10 protein-coding genes are annotated in these 18,836 nt (G+C 47.0%); 3 read left to right on the forward strand and 7 right to left on the reverse strand.

Translation table 11 applies throughout. The features are described from left to right. Window positions 1-65: 65 nt before the first annotated feature. Together T325_RS12070 and T325_RS12075 are read right to left on the reverse strand one after the other, a co-directional pair. A complete protein-coding gene (locus tag T325_RS12070; RefSeq protein ID WP_036914379.1) occupies window positions 66-4,076 on the reverse strand; it encodes a hybrid sensor histidine kinase/response regulator transcription factor in 4,011 nt (1,336 codons plus the stop codon). Window positions 4,077-4,253: 177 nt separating this feature from the next. Next, entirely contained in the window at window positions 4,254-4,616 is a 363-nt protein-coding gene (locus T325_RS12075; protein WP_036914566.1) for a hypothetical protein, read from the reverse strand. A gap of 267 nt (window positions 4,617-4,883) precedes the next feature. Here T325_RS12075 and T325_RS12080 point away from each other — a divergent pair, with 267 nt between their 5' ends. Next, on the forward strand, window positions 4,884-5,324 hold the full coding sequence (locus T325_RS12080) for a DUF6078 family protein (RefSeq protein ID WP_036914568.1): 441 nt from the start codon (window positions 4,884-4,886) through the stop codon (window positions 5,322-5,324). Between the two features lie 145 nt (window positions 5,325-5,469). Here the strand turns inward: T325_RS12080 and T325_RS12085 are convergent, their stop codons facing one another. Genes T325_RS12085 through T325_RS12105 form a run of 5 tightly spaced genes read right to left on the reverse strand, consistent with a single transcriptional unit; the run spans window position 5,470 to window position 15,961 of the window. Further along, window positions 5,470-7,800: a DUF6055 domain-containing protein gene (locus T325_RS12085; protein WP_036914571.1), complete on the reverse strand. Its 2,331-nt coding sequence runs from the start codon at window positions 7,798-7,800 to the stop codon at window positions 5,470-5,472. A 7-nt stretch (window positions 7,801-7,807) separates the two neighbouring features. Continuing rightward, a complete protein-coding gene (locus T325_RS12090; RefSeq protein ID WP_036914381.1) occupies window positions 7,808-8,806 on the reverse strand; it encodes a DUF4859 domain-containing protein in 999 nt (332 codons plus the stop codon). 56 nt (window positions 8,807-8,862) lie between these two features. After that, window positions 8,863-10,533: a RagB/SusD family nutrient uptake outer membrane protein gene (locus T325_RS12095; protein ID WP_036914383.1), complete on the reverse strand. Its 1,671-nt coding sequence runs from the start codon at window positions 10,531-10,533 to the stop codon at window positions 8,863-8,865. Window positions 10,534-10,546: 13 nt separating this feature from the next. After that, the gene (locus T325_RS12100; RefSeq protein ID WP_231622236.1) at window positions 10,547-13,522 is read right to left on the reverse strand and encodes a SusC/RagA family TonB-linked outer membrane protein; all 2,976 of its coding nucleotides are present in this window, start codon (window positions 13,520-13,522) and stop codon (window positions 10,547-10,549) included. Between the two features lie 45 nt (window positions 13,523-13,567). Beyond that, window positions 13,568-15,961, reverse strand: coding sequence for a glycoside hydrolase family 127 protein (locus tag T325_RS12105; protein WP_036914385.1), 2,394 nt, complete (start codon window positions 15,959-15,961; stop codon window positions 13,568-13,570). A 118-nt stretch (window positions 15,962-16,079) separates the two neighbouring features. On the opposite strand from T325_RS12105, the gene T325_RS12885 reads away from it, so the two are divergent. Together T325_RS12885 and T325_RS12110 are read left to right on the forward strand one after the other, a co-directional pair. Further along, window positions 16,080-16,232, forward strand: a complete 153-nt coding sequence (locus T325_RS12885; protein ID WP_181020764.1) for a hypothetical protein — start codon at window positions 16,080-16,082, stop codon at window positions 16,230-16,232. 100 nt (window positions 16,233-16,332) lie between these two features. Further along, window positions 16,333-18,753 (forward strand): glycoside hydrolase family 127 protein, encoded by a 2,421-nt coding sequence (locus T325_RS12110; RefSeq protein ID WP_036914388.1) that lies wholly within the window; start codon window positions 16,333-16,335, stop codon window positions 18,751-18,753. Window positions 18,754-18,836 lie beyond the last annotated feature (83 nt).

An 18,836-nucleotide genomic window follows, 5' to 3' on the forward strand; every position in this document is an offset into this window, starting at 1 on the left:
TTTCGGGATATTCGAAAAAAAAACATGGAAAATCATCATAGGGTATCGTTATACACAATTTATTATCAAACATGGTTTCTACTAGATTTTACGTAGTCGGCAGGCCGAATACCAAACTGTTTCAGGAAGCATTTTGAGAAATAAGAAGGATTTGAAAAACCCACCATATAACCTACCTCGCTGATAGTATGCTGTCCACTATGCAATAGTTGGGCTGCCCGTTTCAGACGTATGATTTGTATCATCTCGTTTGGCGTGACATCTGCCAGCGTTTTAATCTTAGCAAACAGTCCGCTTCTACTTATATTCAGTTTGTCAGCAAGAAAGTTGACATTCAAGTCTGAATTAGAGAAATTTTCCTCAATAATCTTGTTCATACGCAATAGGAATTCATTATCAGTCGGGTTGCTGGCTATTTCTGTAACAGGCTCCAATGGTTGCGTAGAGAATTTTTCCATCAGCCTGCGTCGCATCTGAAGTATATTTCGGATGCAGGCCTCTAAATACTGTAAAGAGAATGGCTTTTCGATGTAAGTATCAGCTCCCATATCCATACTCTCCACTTTTGAGTCGTCATCAGTCTTAGCGGTGAGCATGATGAATGGGATATGGCTGGTCTGCGGGTTAAGACGCACCCGTCTGCAGAGTTCTGAACCGTCCATGCGTGGCATCATCCAGTCTGAGATAATAATATTGACCTCATATTTCTGTAAGAGGTCGAGGGCCTCGAAACCATCACCAGCTGTAACAACATTATACTTCCCACGGAAATTCTCTTTTAGAAAACTAACCATATCTTCTGAGTCATCGACGAGAAGCATGGTCTGACCATCATAAGTAAGCGAGGGCTTTGATTGAACCCCAGATGATTGGAATATTGATTGGCGGGAATCAGAATCTCCCGTTTCATGAGGCTGGACAATCGTTGTTCCCTTATCGGTGATAGTCGTGACAACATCCTGACCAACTGGCAGCACGATGATAAACTTACTTCCTCTGCCCACCTCCGATTCTACAGAGATGGTTCCGTGATGCAAGTCCACAATATTTTTAACGATGTTCAAACCGATGCCTGTACCAGGCTTATTACCTTGAGCCTGGAAGAATGGCTCAAACAGACGCACACAATCTTCCTCTCGAATACCAATACCATTGTCGGCAACAATAATACGAAAATGCTCACCATCGGGTTCTGTTATACAACTCAGTCGTACTTCGTCTTTAGTATATTTGTTTGCATTCGTCAACAGATTACTAATCACCTTTGTGATTGCCTCCCTATCTATCATGGCTGTAAAGTGTTCATCAGGATAATCCACCATAAACCTTTTACCCCCTTGTTCGAAGGTTGGAGCAAAACGTACACTTATGTTTTCCATTAGTTCATGAACGTTTTGCGGAGCGAAACGCATCACCATACTCTGTTGTTCCACCTTACGGAAATCAAGTAATTGGTTGACAAGCTCCAATAGACGACGGGCATTACGATCGATAACCTTCAGATCGTCCATCACTCCAGATTCCTCCTTAGTAAGAATAGACAAACTTGACGATTTCATCATCTTTTCCAGCGGACCAATGATGAGCGATACTGGTGTACGAATCTCATGGGCTATCATCGTGAAGAAGTTCAGGCGAGCCTCGCGCACTTCTTTATCCTTCTTCTCATTTAGCTTTTGTATTTCCAACTGATGTCGGTGTTCTGCTCGTTTCAATCGGAATCTTACATAATACCACACGGCAATCACTGATAGCAGTAAGTAGATTATCTTGGCATACCAACTCCACCAGAATGGCGGGTGAACCACGATTCTAAGCGTGGCCTCATTTTCTGACCACACTCCATCGTTATTTGTTGCTTTCACACGAAACAGATAGGTTCCTGCAGGGATATTGGTATATGTGGCGCGGTTCTGATTGCCAACATGGTTCCAATCGCGATCGAAACCTTCAAGCATATAGGCATACTGATTCTTCTCGGGAGAGCAGTAGCTCAACGATGCAAACGAGAACGTAATCATCTTTGCATCACTATAACCTAAAGTCAACTCTTTAGTTAGAGACAGGTCGACAGGAAGACCTTCTGCCGTATATTCCTCATGGTTGAGGATACTCATCGAGGTTATATATACTGGTGGTATCACGCTGTTGGCCTTAATCTGATAAGGATAAAAGGCGTTAAAGCCTGTTGTGCTGCCAAAATATATCCGACCGTCTTTAGTTTTCAATCCACTATTTGGCTGGAACTGTTCGCTGACAAGTCCGTCGTGTAATGTGAAGCGTTGTGTCTGTGGATGCTGTGTTTGAGAATTACCCTTCGCACCAGGTTCATAACTGACAATGCCGTGATCGGTTGAAAGCCACAGAACGCCGTTGTTCTCTATGATACTCATAATGTTGCGGTTGGGTACGTCAAGACTGATATAATTGAAGCAGTCTTGTTCTGCATCATAACAGCAGAGGCCATTAAGAGTTCCTATCCAAAGCCAGCCACTCTCATCTACTAATGTACAATTCACCTGATTATCAGGTAACGAGTAGTGATTGTTGTCGTCATGCAGATATTGTTTGAGTTTCTTATCCCTGATACCACAACGCCAAAGTCCGCCGCCCTGTGTCGTAATCCAGATATTACCCTTTCTGTCTTCATCAATGTCGATTATCATAGCATTGGTCTTGCCAATACGCTCGAAATGATTTGCTTCACGGTTATAAAGGTTCAGTCCGTCCATCGTCCCTACCCATATCCAACCGCGCTTATCGGTATAAAGGGCATAGCAACTAGGATTATCAAGAGAATGCGGATCCGTACTTGGCGTGTATTGGCGCAAGGCACCCGTCTCTATATTCAGCACTTGCACACCATTAGTATAAGTACCTATCCAGAGTTCGTCGCCGCTGAAACTAAGGGCATGGGCATTTTGGCGTCCCAATACATCTTGGTGTGGATAATCTATAAAACGATTCTCTCTTGGAGAATAGCACATCAGTCCACCATCGTCGCTGGCAATCCAGATACGTTCGTATTTGTCTTCGCAAAAATGGGAGATGACGTTGCCTCTCAGGCCTGTCTCGATAGAAAAGGCGTCAAAGCGCTTACTTACAGGCGATATATAGGTCACGCCGCCATAAAAAGTACCTATCCAGAGTCCCCCCTCGCTGTCACTAGTGACGGCATAGACAAAACGATCGGCCAGGCTGCCTTGCTCCAGCAAACGCTCCCATGCGCGTGTCTTGGGATTAAAACTGATGAGTCCGTCGTCGCAGCCAATACAGATACAGTCGTCAGAACGCTGGTAAAGCGTATGGATATGAGAGCCGACTTTCGATAATGTCGGTGATAGCATCTGTTCTAATTGACCATCACCATGCACCAACAGCAGTCCTTTCTCCCAGGTTCCGAGCCATATCCGTCCGTCCTTGGTCTGTAGCATTCTTAAAGCGCCGTAGTTGGCCTGAAGCTTTTCACCACCAATGGTAAGACTGACGGGTTCGAAACGGTCGTGCAGACGATTCAATCTTTGCATAACAGTCTCCCCCCAGTTTGTTACGGTCCATATTTTATTCTCGCTGTCTACAAGTACCTGCGCTACAGCCCCACCAACCTCCTTGATGCCATAATGTTTCGTCTTCTTCGTTCTTGGAACATATTGCCATATACCGTCTCCAATGGTCGACACCCAGAGATTACCATCCTTATCAGAATCGATGCTCGTCACCGTGGAGTGTATATTCATAGGTAGTTTCTCAAAGATATGCTTTTCAAGGCTGAGTCGGAATACGCCTTTGTCTGTTCCTACATATAATCCCCCTTCGGCAGCCATCAGCGTCGACACATACTGGTTGATTCCCAGTTCGTTAATGCGGTAAGACTGTATCTGCGTACCATCATAGCGGCAAAGACCATTATCCGTACCGAACCAGATGAAGCCGTAGGAGTCCTGAACGATATTGCGTACGGCATTAGCGGCCAGCCCGTCGTTCATTGTCAGACTGCGATAGCGGAAGCCATCCTTGGCCGTTAAGGGCAAAAGACATAGTAAGGAAAGTGTTAGTAGCAGCATTCTTCGCTTCATGTTGCAAAAGTAAACAAATTACTCGACACAACCAAGCGTTTCTGCTTTTTTGTGCATCCGACATATAATTCCCATCAACAATGACAGGCCCCTTATAACACAATAGAGGCATCCCATAAGGAATGCCTCTATACACAAAACTAAATAATATTAGTTAAAAAAACTAATTGATCGAATTTACTTGTTGATACCACGATTGTTGATTGTGGCGTTAAGCAGAATCAGATATGTATGCATCTGATCGTCTGTGAGAACGTAACGCATCCACTTCACATCGTTCTCGATAGCACGCTTAACTCTTGCATCGCAATCATTCTTACTGTACTGTGTGGCAAACATCAGTTCAGCTTTGAAAGTGTTATGGATGTTCTCAACAGCCTCCTTCTGGTCGTCAGCCAGCTTCAAGGCATCAGAGAGCTTATTCATATTAATATTCAAGTCATAAGCCTCTACGTTGCTTACGTTAGCTGCGGTCTCGTTCTTTGCAATTGCAGTTGTCATACTCAGCATTGCTACCATTGTCAAAATCATCTTTTTCATCTTTTTACCCTTTCTTTTACTCAAGACAGCCTTCATGCTGTCCTGCTTTAACTTTTTAAACGTTATCCTAATTTTACTTTTGACGCTGCAAAGGTACGACGGTTTTTGATTTCAACAAAGCATTTATACATAATTGTGTGCGGACACAGAGTTTTTATTGATACATATCAAAAATAATCAAAACAACAGCTTCCTTCAGACTTGTGGTGTTTTTTCTGAAAATTTGCCTACCTTTGCATCCTCATAATGAAACTCACAGAAACAAATATGGAAGAAAAAGAACTAAAAGCAGAAGATATACCTTGGGGATATCCTCGGTGTTTTAACGGAGAATGTGCTGACAAAGAAAAATGTATGCACCATCAGGCAGGACTGCTGCTGGCCGAAGGGCATTATTATGGACCAGCCGTTTATCCCATAGCCTGGCAAGAGGGCCATTGTCATTGCTTCTGCGAAAAGAAACTGATAGAAAAGGCTTGGGGCTTCAAGAAACTCTATAACAATGTTCCCAAATACCTGAGGGCCGAAGCACGCAAAAGCGTACACAGCTATCTGGGTAGCGGCATGAGCGCCTATTACCGCATACATAACGGCGAAAAGATGCTTTCACCAAGGCAACAGGAAGATATCATAAGCATCATTGCCCAGTATGGCAACACCGACGGCATCAGGTTTGACCACTATGTAACAGATTGGAACTTCGAATAACATGCCGGAAAAGCAAAAGTTCCCACCGTGGGAACCTGTTATTCCCAGCATGGGAACTTTATATTCCCACCGTGGGAACATTTCGTTTGCTTAATGTAATAAGGGGCGATGTCGGATATAAGTCCTTGCATCGCCCCAAAAATAATTAGAAGTGTAGTTTTATAGTCATAACGGCTGTATATGTCTTCCCATCCTTTGTGTAGATAAGCGTGGGCTTGAAGGTCAGCACGTCACCCTTGCCTACAACAGCAGTATCACCAGGAGGCAGATGGCCGATATTCAGAGTGTAGGCCCCGTCGTACTCAAAGTAGAAGACATGGTTGTTACCCCATCCTGTCTGAGCACCAGCAGCCGTCATCCAGAAGCCGATACCATTGGCAGAATAATTGTAGGAAATACTACCATCGGGCTGCGTAAGGCCGAAGGCTATCTTGCCCTCTGTAGGAGTCACAGCCTCATCACCACGTGGAATGATTGCTGCAACGAGTTCCGCTGGCTGCATCTTGAAGGCCTTGGCAATCGTTTCCATCTGGCCATTCTCAAGCAGATTATATCCGATGTCGACCCAGCTGTCGTTGGCAGCATCAAGACCCGTAATATTCGTTGTTGCCACATTTACACTTTCGGGATTGCCTGAAGGGATGTCAATGAAGCCTTTTACGCCAGTATTCTCGAATTTCACGTTGTAAGGCCATTGTAGGTCATTAGTCTCATCGTCGTCCCAAGCCTGGCGCTGATAATCTGTCGGAGTAGCTACAACCACAAGATAGAGCTTATCGGTATTGGCGGGAATCTGCATTTCAGCAACAGCATCCTTGCCCTTCGCCATCGTACCGTAAACAGACTTTCCACCACAAATGGCTACGAAACCAACGCGATAGGCAGAGGATGTGTTCGTCTGCTGGTTATAAGTTGTGACATTGCCTTTTGTGTTACCGTCACCATCTACCACCTTACCAACATCGCCACTCACCAGTTCGCTACCAGGAGCCACAGCTTTCAGATTGGCCTTCACCTTGGTTCCTGCTTTAGGCACATTCAGTTCAATAGCGTTGAAGCCCGTCGTGCCAGGACAGTTGTCGTAAGTAGGTTGGAAGCCGCCGTTCTTTGGTAGCATATTAGTGCTATAGTTGGCAGCACTCTCGTTATTGGCGAGGTATTGATGTACAGCATCGAAGTCGTAGTTTACACAACGAGCGGCATATTCGTAGTACTCATCGTAGAACTTCTCCATATCACTTCCACAGAACAGGCGGGCATAGGTTTGTATTGGATCCTCCGGGAAGGTGCTCTCTTGCCAGATGCGTCCGTATGCCTCGATACCATGCTTCTGGGTCAGGAAGTAAGGCAGCCAGTAAGAAGCATAGCGCATGAACTCATGATTGAAATGGCGATGGTGCGAACGAAGCCATACTGATACGTTGGAATTCTGTGTGAAACATTCCTCAGGATAGTCCTGGAATGACTGCCACTGAGCGCATTGCTCCCAATAGGAACAGCCGCCTGCACCATTGTCTCCAAAGCCATAGCGGAAGCCGCCATTCATACCATAGCTGGTCTCCTCGGCCTGGCCGTTAAGCAGCTTGTCACAGCTCACCTGATACTGGAACGAGTGACCTATCTCATGGGCGATAGTAGACCCAACAGGCTGACATGTTGAAGGGTTCACCCAAAGGGCGCCAATCTGGTTGTCATAACCAGATCCTGTGGCTAGCCAATCCTCCTGATAAAGCAGGTAGATCTGCATCTTATACTTGTCGAGGTTGCTCTTACCCTGACCCACGGTCACCATCTTCAGTTTCTCCACATTAGTGGTGTAGAACTGCTCTGCCTTCTGCAGCAGATCGTCGATATTGACACGTAGGGCGGCAGGCACATCACTACCATTGGGATCGTAGCCGAAGCCTGGCTCCCAGAATACGAAGAAGTGTTCACTCTGCTTCATGCGCCAGAAACTCCACTTGGCATCGTCGCGCAGCATATTATCCACACCCTTCTCAAAACCCTCATTCCATTTGCCTGGACAGATATATTTATCGAAGTTCTCAACCTGCGACTTGTCCATAGTGTGCACAGCATCTGGGTTCTGGTTCTGGTGAACGTTGATGATTGAGGTTTTATCGCCACAGCGAATCTCAATTTGTGCGTCGCGATAGAACTCTGAGTCATTCTTTCTCAGACAGAATGGCATTTTTACCTCGCCAGCATTACCACTATTCACAGTCAGCGTAAGCCATTCGATTTTCGTGTTGGCGGCACGGGTGGTCACATCGCTGACGCTGGCAGTCCACTTATCGTTGGCGGTGAACGTAATGGAACTCTCCACCTCGTCCCATTCAACAGTCTTATTCAGCTCGCTCTCCGCAATGGTGATGTTGCCAAAAATCACCTCGTCGTCGCTGGTGCAAGCCAAGAGACCGAGAGCCAAGAGCGCAACCAAGGCGCTCTTGCTCATGAGTCTGGATAGATTCTTCATATGATAGTTATTCAAATGTGGCATTTAATACAAACTCTATAAATCTGGTGGCATCACTCTTGCTTGCATAGACAAAGTGTACTTTGGCTTTCGTGCCGGAAGGTACACCGGGGGCACGACCAATGCCAACGGTCTTGTCGTCAGCGTGAGTCTCAATATAGTAGAAGTTACCAGCAGCATAGCCGTTACCACTCCAGTTACATACCTTATGGTCTACGTCAACCCAGAGACCAATACCACCAGCTGTATAGCCTGATGTCGTATCCCAGTTGCCATTGTCGTCAGCAAGGTACATAGCAATATCGTTCTCTGTGTTTGCTATCGTAGCGATGAAGTCTGCCGATGTCATACCGAAGCAGGCATTGATGGCATTCTCAATAGACGTGAGGTCAAACTCGTAGCTCGCATAGTCGCCGGCGGGAATGGTGATATCCTGAATGATCGTGCCGGGGTCGGTAATCGAGAAGTTAACTGTAAAGCGGACATACTGGTCGTAGTCCTTACCGTTCACAACAGCAAAACCGACGTTGGCCGCCATCGAGAGACCGGCGGCAGACCCTTCGGGCACGTTCAGAACGAGAGCCTTGGCAGCCTTGTCGAGTTCGATGCTGGCCACACCGTCGTTACTAACGACAGCGCCATTGTTATTATACCACCAGCCGTCGCCTTTGGTCATGGCACTCATATCCCAGATACCGCGAGCTGTGTTGATGCTGTGGAACGCTACCTTGCCCGACTCGATGCCTGCCAGCATGTCATCGACAGTCATCTTCATCTTGGTCTGAATCTGCTCGGCATAGTCTTTCAGATAGACGGTCTTTGGAGTGACATGTCCCTTGCGGAACTCCGCATTCAAGGAAATGGTGGCATCGGCATCCGCACGGAGATAGGGCGACTCGTCGGGGCCATAGACGTGCTTGCTGACAGCATCCTCTGGGTCGTCGCTACAGGCAGTGAAACCCAAGGCGATGCAAGCCATTGCTATATATAATATGTTCTTTTTCATACTTTTACATTATTACATTTATTCATCATTATATTCTATATATCCCTATTCATCCCTTAGTTTGCAGCTGTATAGCCAGGGTTCTGCTTCAGTTTGGGGTTGCCGTCAAGGGCATCCTGAGGGATAGGGAATATGTCGGTATGGCGGTCGGCCTCGGGATCCTTGCAGAACCACGACTTGCCGCAGTACACATTCATATTGGTACCCTTAATCATGAAGCGGATAATGTCATCGCGACGGTGAGCCTCGCAAACAAACTCACGAGCCAGCTCATCGAGCAGTCCGCCCAGTTCGATGTCGTCGCCACCCTGGTAGTTCTCTACCCAGTTGTCGGCACCACCCAGTTCTCCAGTATTCTCGCGGTGTCCGTAGTTGTACTTACTGCCACCCTTCAGCTGGGCTGCGGTAACCTTGGCCTTCGATGGGTCGGCCTTGAAGTTACGGGCACGTACCTGAGTAACCAATGCAGCAGCATCATCCTCGGTCTCACCGTTGTAGCCACCTAAGCGGAGTAGGCACTCAGCCTTCATCAGCAGGGCGTCGGCATAACGATAGTAGGGTACGTCGTCATAGCTCGAACCAAAGTCACCACTCTTGATCTCATACTTCACCAATCGCCAACTCTCCATCGGATAACAGCCAGGATTGTCAATACTGTGAATCTCTCGAGTGTAGTCGAGAGGCTCGCCATCGAGAAGGATAGGACTGCCATCGAGAGCATACTGCGGACCGCCCGTCCAAGTGTTTTCCAAACGGGTGTCACCATCCTCGTAGATATCGAGGAACTGCGGGAATACGATACCGCCGCCAGTGGCCCATCCTGAGAAGTTCCAGCGGGCACGACCTGCATTATGAATCCAAAGATTGGCCATAAAGTTACCACTGGCATACTTGTTCTCGAACACGATACCGAAGATAATCTCAGGCGAGGCAGAGATATCCTCTAAGAAGTTGTCGCTGTAGTTGGCTGCCAGAGAGAACTTACCAGAGTTGATGATGATGTTCAGGCAGTCGATACACTTCTGATAGTAAGAGTTGTCTTTCTTGTTAGGGAACCAAGCATCGTGGTTCAGATAGAGCTTAGCCAATTGCATGTAGGCTGCATACTTACTGAGTTTGCCTAACGAGATGTCGTCGCCACACTGGTCGGCCACTTCTTTCAGCTCGTTCTCAATCCACTTGTAGGTTACCTCAGGATCAGCCTGTTCAGGAGTCCAACCATCAGGATGAACGAAAGTGGTATCCAAAGGGATGTTACGGAACAGGTCGAACAGGTTGTAGTAGTACATGGCGCGGTAGGCACGTACCTGTGCTTTGATAAGTTCGCTACTAGCCACCTGCTCGTTGGCCAAAATCTGGTTGCAGGCGTTGACGCCAGCGTAGTTGTTACCCCAGTTCACAGAGAAGTGTCCGATACCCGAGTTAAACTCATGCTTGTGCAGGGAGATATAAAGGTCACCCCAGCCGATACCGATACGGTTAGGAATGCCCCACACGTCGGAACTCTCGTCCATAATGTCGGCCATACCGAACCATCCCCAATACACGTCGCGCAGACTGCTATATACTGGAGCTATGGTAGCTTCGAGGTCGGCATCAGTAAACTCGTACTTCTCAGAGGCCAAGCGTGAATAAATGGTCTCATCAAGGTCAGTACATCCTCCGATAGTCAGGCCTGCGGCCCCCACCATAGCGGAAACGATGAATTTGTTGTATATTGCTTTCATTGTAGTAACTGTTTTAGAATGTAACATTTAAACCAAATGTATAAGTACGGATGGTAGGATACTTGTCGCGGCTGTCGATACCAGAGTACTGGGGATCGCCATTCGAGAGCTCAGGATCCAGACCATTGTATGAGGTGATGGTGAACACGTTGTCGGCAGAGAGATAAGCACGCACGTTCTTCACATACTTGTTGACCTTCAATGGAACATTATAACCCAGTGTCAGGTTCGAGAGTTTCAGGTAGTTACCATTGCTCAGGTAGTAGCTGACGAAGGTCTGCTTCTGGGCAGGCTTCAGCACGTTGCCATCAGCATAAGGAGCCACAGCAGCATCCTTCAGACGGTTATAGGTCACGGCATTGTTCTGATAGTAGGCACGGGCCTCATTCAGAATCTTGAAACCAAACTGTCCTGTAAACTGCATGTTCAAATCAAAGTCCTTATACTTAAAGGTATTGCTCCAACCTACATTGATTTTAGGAATAGCATTGCCCAGGTTCTGATAGTAAGTTTCCTTATCGGTCAGCATGTTATCGTTAAATTCCTCGATTTCGCCTGTGGTAGGATTCTCAATCATCCAGAGACCGTTCTCACTGACGCCAACCGACTTCAGACCATACCATTGTCCGAGAGGCTTGCCTACCTCCATAATCTGTGTAGAGAGTGAAATAGGCTCGCCGAGATAAGCGATATAGTGCTTGTTGGCAGTCTCGTAGAGATCGTTGCTCAGACTGAGCAGTTTAGTAGCGTTGTGAGCAAAGGTTGCAGTGGTCTTCCACTCAAAATCCTTGGTGCGAACAGGAATGGCATTGATAGCCACCTCAATACCCTGGTTACGCATTTCACCTACATTAGCCAATGTCTGGCTGTAGAGGTTTGGTGGAACAGGTACGTCATACCACCAGAGCATATCGACGGTCTTCTTGCGGTAAACATCAATGTTACCCCAGATGCGGTCGCCGAGTACGGCAAAGTCGAGACCGACATTATACTCAGTTGATTTCTCCCACTTCAGGTCGGGGTTTGGGTTCTGGTCAACCTTCAAACCCTGTTTCCAGGTACCATTGTCATAATAGTAAGGTGAACCCAGTGCCCAAGTGGTGAGCGACTGATAGCGGCTGGCAGGGACAACACCAGTAACACCAAAACCTGCACGCAGCTTCAGATTATCGAGCCACGACTTAGTGCCCTGCATGAACTTCTCGTTAGAGATGGTCCATCCAAGAGAGGCAGAGGGGAACGAACCCCACTTGTTGTTGGCACCAAACTTAGAAGAACCCTCACGACGCATAGAGAGCAGCACGTTGTACTTATCTGCAAAACCGTAGCTAACACGTCCGAAGAAACCAATCAGTGTGTCGTCGCTTTTGCCGCTGCCCATACCAGCCTTACCTTCCTTCAAATACTGACCAACACCCAAGTTGTTGTACTCGAAAAAGTCGTTCAGGAAGTTGGTATTGTTGGCATAGAAGTTCTCATCGACCTGATACTGGTAGCTGTAACCCACGAGTGCCTCGAAGCGATGATCACCCCACTGGTGTTTATAGGTAGAAGTGAGTTCCAAATTGTTGGTCTTATTGTAAGCATAGCTGTGGTAGGCATAGCCTGTGCGGTACTCAGCACGCTGACCATAGTAGTTCGACGACTGGTAACCCTCGTCGTGGGCATTGTAGCGCTCAGTAGAGAGCATCAGGTTAGTCTGCCAACCACGGATAGGCTCCAAGGTGATGTTACCTGTCAGACGGGTGGTCTCTGTCTTGTACTCACCAGTCTGCTCGTTCAGGATGCTTACTGGGTTATAATAATAGTTGATACCGAAGTTTTCATACCAGTTACCATCCTCGGCATAAATGGGCTCTGTGGGGTTACGCATCAGGGCCTGACGATATACCATCTGACCAGCAGCATCCACTGGACCATTCTCGTGCCAACGCTTCAGAATATTGAACTGCAGCTTCAACATATCGTTGAACATCCAGTGCGACAGCCCACCGTTGAAGTGCATCTCCTTACTATAAGTGTTGATGAATACACCCTGCTGGTCGCGATAGGTGAAGTCGGCATTGTAAGAAGTGCTCTTATTACCGCCACTGATATTGACGTTGTGGTTATGGGTGAGGGCTGTACGCGATACGGCATCGAGCCAATCAGTATCATAACCACGATCGGTATAGTTGGTTTTGCCAGCACGGATATCATCGCCGTCCATCATGTTGAGCTTTTTGCCGAACGAGGCCAGTGATACATAACCGCTATAGTTGGCTGTTGTCTTAGCTTCACGCTTACCTGCCTTAGTGGTGATAAGAATCACACCAGCAGCACCACGTGTACCATAGATAGCAGCTGCCGAGGCATCTTTCAGTACGTCGATACTTTCGATGTTCTCAGGAGCGACAGAGCTCAGACTGCCTTCCAGACCATCGACCAGTACGAGTGGAGAGTTACCACCATAGAGTGAGATGATGCCACGCAGACGGATGCTTGATGCTGAGCTGGGGTCGCCTGAACCATTAGAGATGGTGAGACCTGCCACTTTACCCTTAATCAGAGCGCCGGCGTCGCGGATATTTCCTTGTGCAAAATCCTCGGCCTTCACGCTGGTAATGGCTGAGGTAATGTCGCCCTTACGCTGTGTACCATAACCAATGACAACCACCTCGTTCAGCAACGCGTTGTCTTCTTGGAGCGTCACATCGCCGCCATCCTTGACTTCCTGGGCGATGAAGCCGATATAAGAGACGATGAGTACAGTGTTACGATTGGTAACAGTTAAAGAATAGTTACCATTGTAGTCAGTAACAGTTGCATTCTTGGTGCCCTTCTCAGTTACCGTAGCGCCGATAATCGGTTCGCCCTTGGCATCCTTAACAACACCTTTCATTGTCACACCCTGCTGAGTAATCTCAGCAACGGCTGGTGATGTGCTTTCTGAAGCGTAGACTCCGAGAGTTCCGCCCAACAAAAGCAAACATAAAAAATGTTTTTTCATACCAATTTGTTTTTTTAGGTTCATGAATTATAAATATGTATAGTTTTATTTTACTTTCCATTCGAGAACGCCACCAGACTCTCCCTTACGAAGTTTGGCGAGAATCTTTAGACCTATGGTGCGTACAGGCTTGAAATCAACGCTATTGTAACAGTCTTTGTTGACGGTAAAAGGACTATGATCCTCTACTTCCTGCCATTCGCCTTGAGCATCCTTATAGAAGAGCTGCCACGACTCTGGGGTTCGGAAGTTTCCGTCATAATGGTCGAATTCCAGCCAGTAAACCTGTACATTACTTACTTCGTATTCTTGATCGAACTGATAGCTGATAGCCTCGGTAGAGCCCTCTTTCAGCCACCAGTAATGATAAGGTTTTGAGATATCGCTACTACGAGTAGGTTCCCATTGGTCGTTCACGCCACTCGCCCAAGAATCGACGGGAGCTGTTTCTGGAGCATCATTCTGAATGGGAGCGCGGTTTGAGAAGGTCTGCGCCTTTGAGGCAATGGTTTGAACGGGGGTTGCAACAGCCTTTGTTGGGGTATTAGCAATCCATATTTCCATCTGCTGAGGTCCGCGGTTGTTCCAAGTAGAATATGGAATAGCGTGGAACTTTACGTCTTTTATCTCACCAGAAAGTTGGAGTTCCTTAGCATCGCCACTGAGAGTTACGATGCCATTGAGGAGATTCTGTTCGAAGTGAGCCTGAATATCAGCAGAGTTAAGAATATACTTGTTGAAAACCTTTCCGTCGGCCTGGTCAGATCCTTCAAGGCAATAGACGATAGGGCCACGCTCAAGTGCTATTTTACCACGATCATCCTCGACATTGTCATTGGCAATGATGCGACGGACCTCCATCGGGAAGTTCAGTTCTATGACGTCTCCTTTTTTCCAGGAGCGTTGGATTGTAGCGTAGTCGTCAGTTTCTGCAGCCACTTTTACACCATTGACTGTAATGGTGTAAACAGGGGCTGCATCAACATATTTGTAGAGAGAGTTGTTTGTAGGAGAAGTTTTCAGCCAACTTGGAATACGGAATTTGATGGCGAATTTACCACCGCCCTTCGTCACCTTAATGCGGATTCGACCATCCCAGGGATAGTTGGTGGTTTGCTCTAATTCCACTTTTCCTATTTTAGCTTTGCCCTGAGCATAGAGGTTCACATAGATATTTTTGCCTTGCCGGGCATAAATGTATCCAGGCACTGAAGCTATAAAACGGGTGATATTGCCAGGACAGCAGGCACACCCGAACCACTTCTGGCGTTCATGCTCACCATCACTCTCCAAGGGGTTGTCGTAGAAAAACCTGTCACCAGAAAGACTGACGCCACTCAATACATTATTATATAATGCACGTTCACAAATATCAATATATTTGCTTTCGCCCGTAGCAAGGAACATACGATAGTTCCAATAGACGTTGGCGATGGCAGCACAGGTTTCACAATAGGAAGTATGGTTCCATAGTTCATAGTTAGGACCAAAACCTTCACCTTGCGGGCGACTTCCGATACCACCAGTGATGAAGAGTTTCTTGCTCGACATGTTTTCCCAGATTCGCTCAAGAGCCTCAAAATAGGCCTTATCGTCAGTAAGTGCAGCAACATCGGCCACCCCAGAGTAAAGATAGCCTGCGCGCACGGCATGCCCCACAATCTCATCTTGCTGTAGGATGGGCTTGTGGTCTTGAGAATACTCTGAAGGCCGATGTCCGTCTGTACAGCGACCCGTCTCTTCGACGAAATACTTTGCTCCCTCAAGATATTTCTTGTTGCCCGTCACCTTATACAATTTACAAAGAGCCATCTCAATAATAGGATGTCCACCAGGACGATGAATCTGTCCTTCATCAGGGCCGAAGGTCTTGCATACGAGATCGGCATTCTTAATGGCGACATTCAGAAAGGTTTTCTTGCCTGTGGCACGATAGTGGGCGACGGCACTCTCAATGAGATGGCCCGAGTTATAGAGTTCATGCGAGTTTATCTTCTCCCATCTGTGGCTGCCCCACCATCTGCTCAGTCGCGTACATTTGTTGGTCACACACGTAGTCAGATAGCCGTCAGGCTCCTGAGCCTGAGCTATGATATTAATAACAGAGTCGAGATAGTGATCGAGCTTGGCATCATAATGCACAGCGAGCGAATAGCTGGCACCCTCGATAACCTTATAGGGATCGGTATCATCGAATGAGAAATCACCCCTATGTTCACCCTGAATCAGCCCGGCGGCGATGGCGAAGTTATCGAAACGCCCATTCACCTCGCACTCATGGAAGGCAGAGGGGATACTGACGGTACGATTCACCTCTATGCGGGGACTCCAGAACACATCATTAAGGTGTACCTGCGTAAAAGGCACCTCCTCAATCTGTTGAGCAGAGGCAGCAAGCGATACGATAGCAGCACCTAATAGTAAAAAACATTGTTTCATATTTTTAGTTATATTCTTTAGATTTTTGTTAAAGTTACGATTTTAAATGCAAAATAACAAAGAAATAGCGAAACCGTCTGTCAATATCGTCCAAGATGATACAAAAATCGTCTAAATCATGGCTGGATGGGCATTTTTGGACGATTCTACTCAAGAGTTTGGACGATATTACCTTTCCGTTCCACAGATTTTTTCTATCTTTGCAGCAGAAATCGAAGACGCTAACAAGAATGAACAGAAAACCAATCCCGTCATCATGCAATCTTTGTAAAGCTCTCCGAGTTTGCTTCGGATAAAGTAGGATTTTACTCCGAGGAAACCTCCACTTTGTTCCGAGGAAATTGTAACTAAGAATTAAGAAATTTGAGAAGATGAAAAAGTTTGCAACAATCGCGCTGAGCATGACCATGATATTGCCTATAAGCGCACAGAAAGAACAGGCACATGGGTATCCTATCACCCCCGTACCTTTTACAAGTGTGAAAGTAGCCTCCGGCTCGTTTTGGGGGCAACGATTGGAAGCCAGTCGCAAGGTAACCATCCCCCTCGCCTTCTCGAAGTGTGAGGAAACAGGTCGTTACACCAACTTCTCCAATGCGGCAGAGCATCTGAAGGATCCATCAAAAGTATTCAAGGTAGGAGGTCTGGCCTTTGACGATACAGACCCCTACAAGACTATTGAAGGCGCTAGTTATATCCTACAAACCTATCCTGATAAGAAACTGGTGGCATATATAGACAGTGTGCTTGAGATAATCGCCTCTGCTCAGGAACCTGACGGTTATCTTTACACTTCGCGCACCCAAAACCCTAAAGAGCCCCATGAGTGGGCTGGCGATAAGCGCTGGAGCATGGAAGAAGACCTGAGTCATGAACTCTATAACCTTGGTCACATGGTAGAAGGAGCCATCGCCCACTATCAAGCCACGGGGTCAAGAAAATTCCTCGACATTGCCATCCGCTATGCCGATGTCGTTTGCAAGGAGGTTGGCCCTAATCCGGGACAGGCATGTGTCGTACCAGGACACCAGATTGCGGAAATGGCCCTCGCCAAACTTTACCTGTTGACTGGTGACAAGAAATACCTTGATGAAGCCAAGTTCTTCCTTGATTATCGCGGCAAGACCACCATCGTTCATGATTATTCTCAGGCTCACAAACCTGTTGTTGAGCAGGATGAAGCTGTAGGCCATGCCGTTCGCGCCGCCTATATGTATGCAGGAATGGCTGATGTAGCTGCACTCACTGGAGATAAAGAATACATTAAGGCCATTGATGCCATCTGGGATAATATTGTCACTAAGAAACTCTATATCACTGGCGGAATCGGAGCAACTTCGAATGGCGAGGCCTTTGGTGCGAATTATGAATTGCCCAACATGAGTGCCTATTGCGAAACCTGTGCCGCTATTGGCAATGTATATGTGAACTACCGTTTATTCTTGCTTCATGGTGATTCTAAGTACTATGACGTATTAGAACGCACTCTCTACAATGGATTGATTAGCGGTGTATCGCTTAAAGGCGATGGATTCTTCTATCCCAACCCTCTAGAGTCAATGGGGCAGCATCAGCGTCAGGCCTGGTTCGGCTGTGCCTGTTGCCCAAGTAACATCTGCCGTTTCATACCCTCACTGCCGGGTTACATTTATGCAGTGAAGAATCGTAATGTATACATAAACCTCTTCCTCTCTAATAAAAGCATTCTGAGCGTCGCAGGGAAAAAGGTTGGTCTGACTCAGACGACAGAATATCCCTGGAATGGCGACATCACAGTCTCTGTCGATCAGAATACAGCAGGTCAGTTCGCCATGAAGATTCGCATTCCAGGATGGGTGCGTAATCAGGTCTTACCCTCAAACCTTTACAAGTATTCCGACAACAAGCGTCTTGATTATTCAGTCACGGTAAACGGACAAACTGTTGTAGCAAAAGTTACGAATGACGGGTATTACACTATCGACCGTAAGTGGAAGAAGGGTGATAAGATTCAGATCCACTTTGATATGGAGCCACGTACCGTACGTGCCAATAATAAGGTAGAAGCAGATCGGGGCATGGTGAGCATTGAGCGTGGACCGCTGGTATATTGTGCAGAACATCCTGATAACGATTTTGACATTATGGCAACCCTGATTAACCAGAACCCACAATTCCGTATCGGGAAAGGCGAGATAGCAGGCACACCCATTCAGACCCTTATTACCGATGCCCAGACACTGAACCTCAATAAATCGGGCAAGCTTGAAACTCAAGACCAAACGCTGACACTTATCCCATACTACGCATGGTGTCATCGTGGTTCAGGAAAGATGCGTGTATGGCTGCCCCAAGACCTCAATGCCACATCTCCCTCTCAGCCTGTAACACTGGCATCAGAGAGCAAAGTCACCAGTTCGTGCGAAGTGCCTGCCATATCCTCCATCAACGATCGCTTGATTCCTAAGGATGAAAACGACCGATCCGTACCCTATACCCATTGGTGGCCTAAAAAAGACTGCACAGAATGGCTTGCCTACGAATTTCCACAGGAGAGTCTTGTCCAAAGTGCAACAGTTTATTGGTACGACGATGGCCCCTGGGGCGGATGTCGCGTACCTCAGTCATGGCGCATCCTCTATCAGAATGCTCAAGGCCTGTGGCAGCCCGTAACTGGAGTTACTGATTACCCCACTGACAAGGGTACAGCATGCACAGTCAACTTCAATCCTGTCAAGACAAAGGCTTTGCGTTTAGAGGTAACACTGCCAACAGACAATGCCACAGGACTCTTCGAGTGGAGTGTCAGATAAAAAACGTATCAAATCTATTCGAAATGAGATAATTATTTGCTAATTATATGGCTATTTGGGATTTTCTGATTATCTTTGCAGTC

Source organism: Prevotella sp. FD3004 (assembly GCF_000746155.1).
Classification (GTDB): domain Bacteria; phylum Bacteroidota; class Bacteroidia; order Bacteroidales; family Bacteroidaceae; genus Prevotella.

Coding starts and splice junctions, on each gene's coding strand:
- T325_RS12070 (WP_036914379.1), bottom strand. CDS start 4,076: ATGAAGCGAAGAATGCTGCTACTAACACTTTCCTTACTATGTCTTTTG.
- T325_RS12075 (WP_036914566.1), bottom strand. CDS start 4,616: ATGAAAAAGATGATTTTGACAATGGTAGCAATGCTGAGTATGACAACT.
- T325_RS12080 (WP_036914568.1), top strand. CDS start 4,884: ATGGAAGAAAAAGAACTAAAAGCAGAAGATATACCTTGGGGATATCCT.
- T325_RS12085 (WP_036914571.1), bottom strand. CDS start 7,800: ATGAAGAATCTATCCAGACTCATGAGCAAGAGCGCCTTGGTTGCGCTC.
- T325_RS12090 (WP_036914381.1), bottom strand. CDS start 8,806: ATGAAAAAGAACATATTATATATAGCAATGGCTTGCATCGCCTTGGGT.
- T325_RS12095 (WP_036914383.1), bottom strand. CDS start 10,533: ATGAAAGCAATATACAACAAATTCATCGTTTCCGCTATGGTGGGGGCC.
- T325_RS12100 (WP_231622236.1), bottom strand. CDS start 13,522: ATGAAAAAACATTTTTTATGTTTGCTTTTGTTGGGCGGAACTCTCGGA.
- T325_RS12105 (WP_036914385.1), bottom strand. CDS start 15,961: ATGAAACAATGTTTTTTACTATTAGGTGCTGCTATCGTATCGCTTGCT.
- T325_RS12885 (WP_181020764.1), top strand. CDS start 16,080: ATGGCTGGATGGGCATTTTTGGACGATTCTACTCAAGAGTTTGGACGA.
- T325_RS12110 (WP_036914388.1), top strand. CDS start 16,333: ATGAAAAAGTTTGCAACAATCGCGCTGAGCATGACCATGATATTGCCT.